The organism is Methylotetracoccus oryzae, from assembly GCF_006175985.1.
In the GTDB taxonomy this organism is placed as follows: domain Bacteria; phylum Pseudomonadota; class Gammaproteobacteria; order Methylococcales; family Methylococcaceae; genus Methylotetracoccus; species Methylotetracoccus oryzae.
Window position 1 is genome coordinate 266,158 of the sequence record NZ_SRSH01000004.1, and the last position, 11,161, is coordinate 277,318.

An 11,161-nucleotide genomic window follows, 5' to 3' on the forward strand; every position below is an offset into this window, starting at 1 on the left:
CGCGAGAACCATGGCAGTAACACCGAACCGAAGCGGCCCGGCGGCCGGATGCGCGACCCAGTTTGCCGCTGGCGTCGGCGAATTCGCCGAGAAGTACGACACCTGGCTGCTCGACCAATGGGGTGTTCTGCATGATGGGCATCAGCCCTTTCCCGGTGTGATCGCCTGCCTGCGGCGGCTCGTTGGTCTGGGCAAGGACATCGTGGTGCTGAGCAACTCCGGAAAATCCGTCGCGGCGAACACCGCCCGCCTGGCTTCGCTGGGGATCAGCCCGCACCTCTACCGGGCCGTGGTAACCTCCGGCGAAATGGCGCGCGCCCTTCTGGCGAAGCGTGAACCGCCGTTCGAAGAGGCGCTGGGGCAGCGCTGCCTGCTGCTTAGCAGCGATCGCGACCGCTCGATCACCGATGGACTGCCCATAACCCGCGTCGCGACGGTCGGCGATGCCGACTTCATCCTGTTATCCGGTGTCGATGATTCTCTGCCGCGCAGCTACTACCAGGCGACCTTCGAGCTGGGCTGCGCGCGCGGCCTGCCCCTGATTTGCGCGAATCCGGATCTGATGCGCTTCACGGACGAGGGAGTGGCGCCGAGTGCCGGGGAATTCGCGCGCTTGTACGAAGACCTCGGCGGACGCGTGCAATACATCGGCAAACCTCACCGGGCGATCTACCGGTTCGCACTGGCACAATGCCGTTCGGCCGACCCCGCCCGCACGATCGCGATCGGCGACTCGCTCTACCATGACATCGGTGGCGGCGGGCGGGCGGGCCTCGCGACGGCGTTCGTGACCGACGGAATACATCGGCACGAATTCGCCGCGGCGCATGACACCACAGAACGGCTCGCGCTGCTGCGGGAACTGGTGCAGGATTACGGCGCCGAGCCCGACTGGGCGATCCGGGAGTTCCGCTGGTAGGACCCGATCGACTCAGGCGACGCCTGCGCGCACCACGGCACGGTGGATTTTCGGTGTATGCTACCGGCCGCCGCAATGCCCCCGTCGCCTGAGGAATCCTCCGCATGCTGAACCTGTCGCAGGCCGCCGCCGCCCTGAACTCCCCATTGCTGGGCGCAGACGCCGCCTTCACCTCGGTGTCGACGGACACGCGCACGATCGAACCCGGCGCCCTGTTCATCGCACTGAGGGGCGAACGGGTGGACGGACATGACTACCTCGAACTCGCACTAGAAAAGGGTGCCGCGGGCGCGCTGGTGGACCGCGCGGCCAATCTCACCGCCAGTCCGCTGTCGTCCCGGTTGCCACTGATCGAAGTCCACGACACCCGCGTCGCGCTGGGTCAGTTGGCGCACGACTGGCGTGGCCGGTTCAGCATACCGGTCATCGCCGTGACGGGCTCCAACGGCAAGACAACGGTGAAGGAAATGATCGCCGCCTGCCTGCGCGCCCACTTCGGGCCCGCCAACGTACTGGCCACCGCAGGCAACTTCAACAACGACATCGGTCTCCCGCTGACCCTGTTGCGCCTGCACGCCGACCACCGCGTCGCCGTGGTGGAACTCGGCATGAACCATCCCGGCGAAACCGCTCATCTCGCCGCGCTCGCCGAGCCCACCGTGGCACTGATCAACAACGCCCAGCGCGAACATCAGGAATTCATGAAAGATGTCGCCGCCGTGGCCGAAGAACACGGCGCCGTGATCGCGGCGCTGCCCGCAGACGGCACGGCCGTCATCAACGCCGACGACGAGCATGCCGGCTACTGGCGCACTCTCGCCGGGCACCGGACGGTGTTGTCTTTCGGCACCGAACCGAATGCCTCGGTCTCTGCCCAGTACCGGCTCGGCCCGGTATCCAGCGCGGTGGATCTCTTGTCATCGCTCGGTCGCGCCACCTTCGAACTCCGGGCGGCCGGACTTCACAACGTCCGGAATGCCCTGGCCGCCATTGCGGCCAGCGGGGCCGTCGGCGTCCCCGTCGCGACGGCCGCCAGGGCCCTCGGCGACTTCGAACCGGTCAAGGGTCGACTGCAGGCCAAACAAGGCCGCAATGGTTCGCTGATCATCGACGACACCTACAACGCCAATCCGGATTCGGTCAGGACGGCCATCGACGTGCTGGCGAAAAACCGGGCACTGAAGGTGCTCGTGCTGGGCGACATGGGCGAAGTCGGCGATCAGGGCCCCGCCTTTCATGAAGAGATCGGGCTTTACGCACGCGAACACGGTATCGATCGGTTGCTGGGGCTGGGCCCGCTGACCAAGACCGCCGTCGCCGCCTTCGGCCCTGCAGGAAAGCACTTCGAGAACGTGGACGACCTCATTTCCGCGGCGTCCGAATTGCTGGACACTGCGCCCGCGGTGCTGGTCAAGGGCTCGCGCTTCATGCGCATGGAGCGCGTCGTGGACGCGCTCCTGCCGTCGGTTCCATCCTCGGACTGATCCGGCTGTCAGCCGGGCGACTCGTGCAAGGAATGGGATTGCGGCAATGGACGCGGGGCTGCGGCCCCGACAGCACGGCGTGAAGCAGCCACCGGCCTGGATCACATTGTCTACGACCCGGCGGCAAGAGCCCCTCCGGCAAACGTGCCAACAAACCATAAGGCCAACCCGGTTAACGCCTGCGTATACATGCCTTGTTTCCATCGAGCCGCCGGTGCTGTAACGGCACAGACCGCGGTGACATCCCGAGCCTGGGGTAGCTCCCTCCCCTTCGTCGCCCCTGGTGCGCAACGCCGGATTGCCGGATTGCTGGCCGCCATGATCGGCGGCTGCAGCACGGACACCCCGCGCAACACTGTCGCCTTGAGCGCGCACTATCAGCCGCAATCGTTCATCATCTCGATCGACAGACCGGCGGAGAGGGCATTGTTGCACCAACCCAGCCGTCCCGCGGGCCCGCTAGGGAACGGCCTCGAGCCACTCGTCAAGGCAATGCGGTCGGCGGTGACGCGACATGGGGGCGACGGCCTGTCCGCTGTCCAACTGGGCGTGCCGATCCGGGTGGTCGTGCTGCTCCGAGAAGACGACGCACATCGGACGCATCACCAGGTGCTGGTCGATCCGAGCATCGAGGCCCGCAGTCCACGCAGGATCGGGTCCTGGGAACGATGCCTGTCCGTACCCTGGGGCTATCGCCATACGGAGCGCTCAGCCGAGGTGACCGTTCATTTTCGGGACCTGACGGGACAGTGGCACGAGGAACGGATCAGTGGCAGTGCGGCCGTCGTGCTGCAGCATGAGCTGGATCATCTGGACGGCTTGCTGTTGAGCGACGGACTGGAGCGGCAGGACTTCGTCCCCGAAGCCGCTATCGCGCGTGTGGCTGGCGCCGCCGAGGAGGCCTGCCGGGAAGCAGGCACCGCGCATTGCAGCCCCTTTATGGAGGCGGCCTGGCAGACGTGGAGATCCGCTCCGCAGCCCTCGGCCCCCGCGCACTGACGAAGGATCCGGGCGAAGCGCATCGCCAGACGCTCGAAAATTACATCTTTCGATCATTGTATTGCGGCACAATTGGCGACGCAGAACAACGCCGGTGTACACTTTTTCGCCACGCAGGAACGCCGCGCAACGCGCCACCGTGCAGCCACTTTGTGAGCTATCTCGAACCGACACCAAGGAGAGTATCGACATGAACAGACACGCGCTGCGATCCCCTACCGGGGTCAAGATGGCCGTGGCGCTGATCTTCGCCTGTGTTTTCGCCGGGCCGGCCGGAGCCGAATCGGGCAAGCCGACCAAGCAGCAAGCTCAGGCCAAACAGCCGGCGACCGTTGCGCCGGCTGCGGCTACGGTAACCCCGCAGGTCAGCGCGCAAGCGGACCGAATCCTGCAGGACATGAGCGACTACTTGAAGGCAGCCAACGAATTCAGCGTCCGTGCCGAAATCCTGTATGACGATCTGCTGCCGTCAGGCCAGAAGCTGCTCTTCTCGGGGCGGAACGACATCGCCGTGCATCGCCCCGATCGCCTTTATTCGCACAGTACCGGCGACACCGGCGACAAGCGGCTCTGGTTCGACGGGAAACAGATCACGCTGCTGGACGATCGGCACGGCGTCTATGCGACCGAGAAGGCACCGGGAACGATCGACGCCACGCTCGATCATCTGATCAAGGAGTTGCACTTCACGCCGCCGCTGTCCGACCTGCTGTACTCCGACCCGCATGCGGTCCTGAGGCGCGGCACACTGTACGGTTTTCATGTCGGCATCAGCGACGTCGGCGGCCACCGCTGCCATCACCTCGCATTCATCGAGAACAGTGTCGACTGGCAAATCTGGATCGACGACGGGCTGATGCGGGTACCGCGAAAACTGGCGATCACCTACAAGACGCTCCCCGGAGCGCCGCAATTCATCGCGACACTGACCGACTGGAATTTCACCGCGCGCTTCGCCGATTCGGTCTTCGTGCCGGCTCTGCCACCCAGTGCGCAACGAATCGAGTTCCTGAAGGCCGCGGCGGGACCCGCCACCAACGTCCCGGCAAAGGGGGCGAAATGAAGACCGAGGAGGCAGTCATGAACGCAACAGTCATGTCATACAGCCGAGTTCGAAGCCGCGCGGGCGCAGGGCTGATCGGCGCGATGCTCGCCATCGCAGCGTGCCCGGAGTCGCATGCGCGCGGTGGCTTTGGCGGCGGCTTCGGCGGCGGACACTTCGGTGGGGGCGGGTTCGGCGGCGGTGGCTTCGGCGATCACGTCGGAGGGGGTGCGTTCGGTTCCCGTTCGGGTGGCGGCGGGGACTTCGGAGGCGGTCGCGGCGACTTCGGCGACAACCGGGGCGGCAGCAGCGGCAGTGGTTTCGGTGGCGGCCGTGGCGACGACTTCGGCGATCGCTCCGCCGGGCAGGACGGCGGAGGCCAGCGTTTCGATCAGAACGACGGCGGCCAACGCTTCGGCGGCAGTGGCATCGGCTCGGGAAGTTTCGGCGGCGGCGGCCTGGGCAGCGTGCGAGCCTCGTCGAGCGACTCCGGTGTCGCACACGACTGGGGCAGTCGCTCGCAAACGAACCAGGGGAACCGCCAGCAGACCCTGCAAAGTGACGAGGCGAACCGCCAGCAGACGTTCCAGAACACGGCGGATGATCGACAAGGCACGGCGCAGCAGATGCAGCAAAACCGGTTCAACCAGCAGGAGTCCATGCAACAGAACCGCCAGAACCAGCAAGACTCGCTGCAGCAGAACCGCTACAACGAAGCCAACACGCTGCAGCAAAATGCCTACGCGCAGCAGAACAAGATGACGCAGACACACTACGACCATGCCACACAGGCGGTCCAGTATGCCGACCATCACGGATATAACTACGGGTATTACGGCTATGCCGGCGTCTATCCTGCCTACTATGGCACCTGGGGCGGCTATTACGGCGGTCTGGCCATGGCAGGGATGACCGGGATGATGATCGGCGCATCGATGGCGTCCATCCCCACCAACTCGACGACGGTAATCGTCGAGGGCAACCCCTACTACTACGCAGGCGGTGTCTATTACGCGCCGCAGGGGTCGCAGTACGTCGTCGTGCCGCCGCCCATGGGCGCAACCGTTCAGAGCCTGCCGCCGTCCTGCACGACCGTCTATGGGGCCGGCCAGGCTTTCATGGACTGCGGTGGCGCGTTCTACACCAAGACCAGCCAGGGGTACAAGGTTGTCGCCCCACCGCCCGGCCTGACCGTCAGCTCGATCCCCAATGGTGCGGCCACACGCAATGTCGCAGGCGTGCAATATCTCGAATACGGCGGCGTCTACTATCGGCCCTTCTACAGTGGGAGCGACGTGGTCTACCAGGTCGTCGCCAATCCCGGCAGTTGAGGCGGGGAGCGGCCGTCGACCGGACTTACGTCCGGACGTGCGGATGATGGCCGGCACCCGGGTCCCACCGGAAACATGCGGTTTTGCACTCCCGGGCGAAGGCCGCCCGGGTCGGGGGTGCTGAGGCGACCCGGACGCTTCCTGCTGCTCGACTTCCGGGTTGCAGGCCTGTATCGTCTGATGTTGTTCCCGGTCGCAAGGGAATTCGCCGCGCCCGGCCTTGCCGGGCTCACCCCTTCGTTCCATCACTGCCCTCGGAGAAATTCATGTCTTGGAGCGATTTTCCAGGCATTCGTCACCTCAAACGTGCCTGGTTACGGTTGACGCAGTCGATCGCGCAGGACGTGCCCGATCGCGTCGCCAAGTGTGAATTCGACTGCCATCGCACCGATTGCGAGCCCAGCGCCATTCGCGACTGTGAGCAGCGAGTCGACTACGCCGAGGCTGAGCGACGCATTCACGTGGTCAAGCGTGAGTCGGAAACGGCCGAGGAAGAACCCAAACCTCGCGACGCCGCCCAGGGTTGATCCGCAAAGCGCCCGGCTCGCGCCGGGAGATCGACACCGTTTTCACTCGCTGCCATGATCGAAGAATCCCGTGCTTTCCTGCCGCTGGCCATCGCCATTCTGACGGTTTCGGATTCCCGCACGGAGGAGAACGACACTTCCGGCCGAACCCTGGCTGACCGCATTGGCAATGCCGGGCACCGGGTCGTCGACAGGCGGATCGTTCCGGACAACATCTATCGAATCCGGGCGGTAGTCTCGGACTGGATCGCCGACCCCGAGGTTCAGGTCGTCATCACGACCGGGGGCACGGGGGTCACGGGCCGGGACGGCACGCCCGAAGCGGTCTCGGTGTTGTTCGACAAGACCCTCGAGGGCTTCGGCGAGATTTTTCGCGCGCTCTCGCTGCAGGAGATCGGGACCTCGACGATTCAGTCGCGAGCGATCGCCGGGGTCGCCAACGGTACTTACCTCTTCTGCCTACCCGGATCGACCGGCGCCTGCCGCACGGGTTGGGACCAACTGATCAGCGCCCAGCTCGATGCGCGCACCCGTCCGTGCAACCTGGCCGAACTGCTGCCGCGACTCAAGGAAGCCTGAAACCCCGAAGGAAAACAGGCCGGAAGCCGGGGACTGCCTCTTACCGCCCGACTGCCATAGGCAAACACCATGCTCGAACTCACCCTTGCCGCGCTGTTCTTTTTCGCCATCCATGTCGGAATCGCCGGCACCCGGCTGCGAGACGTGCTGGTTGCCCGCCGGGGCGAAGGCGCCTTCCGTGCCGGCTTTTCGGTGCTGTCGGTCCTCGGCATCATCTGGCTGACCTACGCCTACCGCCAGGCCCCCTATATCGAAACCTGGGGCCAACTGACCTGGTTCAAGCCCGTCGCCGTATTCCTGATGCTGATCGCCTTCCTGCTCGTCGTGGCCGGAGGCACGACCAAAAACCCCACCGCCGTCGGCGGCGAGAGCGCGCTGCAGCAGGCCGACCCGGCACGGGGCGTGCTGCGCATCACGCGCCACCCATTTCTCTGGGGCGTCTCGCTGTGGGCGCTGACGCACCTGATCGCTAATGGCGACCTGGCGGCGCTGATCCTGTTCGGCTCCCTGCTCGTCATGTGCCTGCTCGGCACCCGCTCGATCGATGCCAAGCGCCGCCGCGCCTGCGGCAGCGACTGGGAGCGCTTCGTCGCCGTCACATCCAATATCCCCTTCGTCGCGATCAAGGAGAAACGGAACCACTTCAGCTTCCGCGAGATCGGCTGGGCGCGCCTGGCCGGCGGCCTGTTCGTCTATCTCGCGATGATGCACTTCCACCTGAAGCTGTTCGGCGTGTCGCCGCTGTTCTAGGCGTCTCTCCCAGGCGCATCACGCCAAGCCCGCATAGACCCCCGCGTTTCGCTCCGGGTAGCTCTCATAGACGTGCTCGAACACCGCCGAGCACTTCTGATGGAAGATTTCGGGCGTATAGGCTCGCGGCAAGCCGGTGTCCAGCGTGTCCTCGATCAGCAGCTTCAGGCGCGAGCGGGCCTGCGCCTTTAACCGCCAGTTCAGCACCAACAGTTCCTTCAGGCGGGCCAATAAGTCCCGCGCCACTTTCTTGACCTCGGCGCGCTCCGCGGGCGTCAGGTCCGGGGCCGGTCGCGTCAGGATGTCGAAGATGACCAGTTCTTCCTCGGACAGGTTCTCGCGCACATGGCGCTGCTGCTCCTCGGACAGGCTCTGGGACAGCTTCACCAACTCGGCGAACAATTCCTCGATGCTGCGGCTGCCGGCGTTATAGCTTTCGATCAGCGCCTCGAACCGCTCCGCGAAGTCGGCGCGGGTGCGGTTCAACTGAATCATCCGTTCCAGTTGGGCGCGGATCGTCGCCTTCAACACTTCGAGATCGGTGTTCTTGCGGCGCGACTGCTTGAACCGTCGCGCCAGGGCCTCGAAGTCGATCCGGGACAGATCGAGCGGCGGCGGCCCCTGGAGCCGGATGTCGTGACCGGTGATCGAGGCATCCAGCAGATCGTTGATCACCCCCATCACCGACGAGATATCGGGCGCGGTCGGGTTCAATCTTGCGGAGATGGCCGCCGCCAACGCGGCCAGGCCGGCGACCCGCAAGGCGAAGTCCAGCGCCGCCGGGTCGGGCTTCACAGCCCGATAAAGCGTGGCGACCAGGCGCTCGTGCGAGAGAAAGTCGCGGCGTACGGTGTCCGGCGAGATCAGCGCGTCGAGTGCATCGTCGAGCCATTGCAGCCGCTCGGCGCTGCCCGCCGGCAAGGACTCGATCGTGTCCAGATCGACGCCCTGTGCCATGCAGAATGCGGTCGCGGTCGTCACGGCATGGCGCAAAGCGGCGACGAGCTGCTGCTTGTCCTGGACCGGGTTCTTTCCGCCCTGCCCGGCCCCGTAGATCGCCAACGCCTTTTCCAGCGACGCGAACACGTTCGCGTAGTCGACGATCACGCCGCTGTGCTTGCCGGGAAACACCCGGTTGGCGCGGGCGATGGTCTGCATCAGCGTGTGGTTACGCATGGGCTTGTCGAGATAGACCGTCGAGCAACTCGGCGCGTCGAAACCGGTCAGCCACATCGCACAGACGAACACCAGTCTGAGCGGGTCGTCCACGTCCTTGAACTTTTCGGCGAGGCCCGGCTGCGAGGTATTCATGCGCTGCCGGTGCGCCGCAATGTCGAGCCCAAGCGCGAGCATTTGCGGAATCTCGTTCTGCCCGGGCGAGACGATCACGGCCATGTCCGTGGTCGTGAGCACTGCGAGCCGCTCCTTGAGTTCCGCTCGCCGCCGGTCCCGCCGAGCCTGCTCGGGGTCCGTTTCCCCGCCAGGCGGCTGGTAGGCCAGAGCGCCCAACTCCTGCTGCGCGTGTTCGGCTTCCTCGTTCCAGTGTTTACGCACCTTGTCGTACATCCGCAGCGCCGTGGCCTTGTCGATGGACACCACCATCGCCTTGCCGATCGCCTGATCCAACGGCGCCCGCCCGAGGAAATGCCGGACGATATCCTTCGCGACCGTTTCGAGGCGGTCGTCCCGTGTCAGCAGGTGGTACTGACGGGCCAGTTCCCGCTCCAGCTTGGCCTCTTGCTCGGGATCGAGTTCGGCTTCCTCGATCAACTGGTACAGGTCTTCGTTGAGGTCCGGGTTGATCAGTTGCAGTTCCGGCGTGCGGTTCTCGTAGAACAGCGGCACGGTGGCGCCGTCCTCGATGGATTGCTGGAAGTCGTAGATCGAGACGTAGTCGCCGAACACGTCCTTGGTGCGCTCCTCACCGGCGATCAGCGGCGTCCCGGTGAACGCGAGGAACAGCGCCTTCGGCAAGGCGGCGCGCATGTTCAACGCCAGCGTGTCGTACTGGCTGCGGTGGGCCTCGTCGGTCAGCACGATCACGTCGGTGCGATCGCACAGCCGTTCCGGTGTCTGGAACTTGTGAATCAGCGTGAACACATAGCGGTGATTGCCTTGCAGCAGTTCGCGCAGGTGCGCGCCGCTGACCGCATGACACGCGCCATCGGACACGGCGCCCACGGCCTTGAAGGTCTTGGCGATCTGCTCGTCCAGTTCCACCCGGTCGGTCACCACCACGAAGGTCCAGTTGCCGGCCAGCTTGCGGAGTATCTTCTGGGCGAAGAACACCATCGAGAAGCTCTTGCCGCTGCCCTGCGTCTGCCAGAACACGCCGCCGCGGCCATGGCCAAGCTTGCGGGCCTCCAGCATCGAGGCGATGGCATTGTTGACGCCAAGGAACTGGTGATTCTGGCCTAGGATCTTCACCAGCCCGGCCTTGTGCTCCGAGAACAGCGTGAAGTTCTCCACCAGGTCGAGCAGGCGGGCGCGGTCGCAGGTACCGCGCAGCATCACCTCCAGCGACACGCGTCGCGGCTCGTCTTCGCGTTCGATGCGCTTCCACTCGAAGAAACGCGCCCAATCCGCGGTGAGCGAACCCACTCGGCTGTCGGTGCCGTTGCTGGCGATCAGCAAGGCGTTGAACCAGAGAAGCTGCGGGATCTGCTGCTTGTAGTGGGTCAGGTTCTCGTCGAAGGCCGCCCGCGCGGGCACGCCGGGCTTCTTCAGTTCGATCACGACCCACGGCAAACCGTTGACGAAGCCGACCAGATCGGGCCGGCAGGTGTAGAGCGCGCCGGTCACGCTGAACTGGCTGACCAGCAGGAAGTCGTTCTGCTCCGGGAATTCCCAATCGACGACGCGCAGTCGCTCGATCTTCTGCCCGCCGTGCTGTCGGTCGGGCACGGAAACGGGGATGCCGTCCTTGAGCTGCCGATAGACTTCCCGGTTGGCGGCCTCCAGGCTCATCGCCGAGCGGTCGCGGGTCAGTTCATCAATGCCCGCCTGGATCGCTTCCGGCGGCATATCAGCATTGAGCCGCGACAGGGCTGCTCGCAACCGCGGCAGCAGCACGCCTTCGCCTTTCGTGTCGCGCCCCAACGAACCGTCCGGCCCGAAGCGCTCGTCCAGAGCGGACATCGTCTGCCAACCCAGTGTCGCGAACAGTGCGATGGCGGGTTGCTCGACGAGCTGGTCTTCGGAGTAGGCGTGCGACATCGCTACTGCTCCAAGATCGAAGTTCCGTCAGGAAGATCAATCGATCCCCGATCTGGAATCTCGCCAATGGTAGATCTGCGCTTAGCTAGTTCGACGCGCGAGTTCTCAAAAATGTCCAAGTCCCCAAGTGCTTGCGCAAATTGCGGATCAATTTCAAAGCGGACACGATCGGGATCGAACCCTAATGCTAAGGAGCCTCTGAACAAATGCGGCTGGTAAGCTATCGCCAACAGAGCACGTGAACGCGGTGACCGGATGAAACAGACGACCTTCGCCTCGCTGGCCTATGACCAGAAGAAGAAGCAGACCCGACG

General features: G+C 64.8%; 9 protein-coding genes. 8 read left to right on the forward strand and 1 reads right to left on the reverse strand.

Annotated features, from left to right (window positions below):
* Nucleotides 1-10 precede the first annotated feature (10 nt).
* From BWR02_RS06365 to BWR02_RS06400, 8 genes are all read left to right on the forward strand, one after another.
* Nucleotides 11-919 carry a TIGR01459 family HAD-type hydrolase gene (locus tag BWR02_RS06365; RefSeq protein ID WP_162560045.1) on the forward strand — a complete coding sequence of 303 codons (909 nt, stop codon included), beginning with the start codon at nucleotides 11-13 and terminating at the stop codon, nucleotides 917-919.
* Between the two features lie 104 nt (nucleotides 920-1,023).
* Nucleotides 1,024-2,403 carry a UDP-N-acetylmuramoyl-tripeptide--D-alanyl-D-alanine ligase gene (locus BWR02_RS06370; RefSeq protein ID WP_139556900.1) on the forward strand — a complete coding sequence of 460 codons (1,380 nt, stop codon included), beginning with the start codon at nucleotides 1,024-1,026 and terminating at the stop codon, nucleotides 2,401-2,403.
* 237 nt (nucleotides 2,404-2,640) lie between these two features.
* Nucleotides 2,641-3,402: a peptide deformylase gene (locus BWR02_RS06375; RefSeq protein ID WP_162560046.1), complete on the forward strand. Its 762-nt coding sequence runs from the start codon at nucleotides 2,641-2,643 to the stop codon at nucleotides 3,400-3,402.
* Between the two features lie 190 nt (nucleotides 3,403-3,592).
* A complete protein-coding gene (locus tag BWR02_RS06380; RefSeq protein WP_139556902.1) occupies nucleotides 3,593-4,465 on the forward strand; it encodes a DUF2092 domain-containing protein in 873 nt (290 codons plus the stop codon).
* 17 nt (nucleotides 4,466-4,482) lie between these two features.
* Nucleotides 4,483-5,775 (forward strand): DUF6515 family protein, encoded by a 1,293-nt coding sequence (locus BWR02_RS06385; protein ID WP_162560047.1) that lies wholly within the window; start codon nucleotides 4,483-4,485, stop codon nucleotides 5,773-5,775.
* Between the two features lie 266 nt (nucleotides 5,776-6,041).
* Nucleotides 6,042-6,302 (forward strand): hypothetical protein, encoded by a 261-nt coding sequence (locus BWR02_RS06390; protein ID WP_139556904.1) that lies wholly within the window; start codon nucleotides 6,042-6,044, stop codon nucleotides 6,300-6,302.
* 54 nt (nucleotides 6,303-6,356) lie between these two features.
* Nucleotides 6,357-6,881 (forward strand): molybdenum cofactor biosynthesis protein B, encoded by a 525-nt coding sequence (gene moaB, locus BWR02_RS06395; RefSeq protein ID WP_139556905.1) that lies wholly within the window; start codon nucleotides 6,357-6,359, stop codon nucleotides 6,879-6,881.
* A 69-nt stretch (nucleotides 6,882-6,950) separates the two neighbouring features.
* Nucleotides 6,951-7,631, forward strand: a complete 681-nt coding sequence (locus BWR02_RS06400) for an NnrU family protein (protein ID WP_139556906.1) — start codon at nucleotides 6,951-6,953, stop codon at nucleotides 7,629-7,631.
* Between the two features lie 18 nt (nucleotides 7,632-7,649).
* On the opposite strand, the gene BWR02_RS06405 is transcribed toward BWR02_RS06400, so the two are convergent.
* Nucleotides 7,650-10,847, reverse strand: coding sequence for a type I restriction endonuclease subunit R (locus tag BWR02_RS06405; RefSeq protein WP_139556907.1), 3,198 nt, complete (start codon nucleotides 10,845-10,847; stop codon nucleotides 7,650-7,652).
* Between the last annotated feature and the right edge of the window lie 314 nt (nucleotides 10,848-11,161).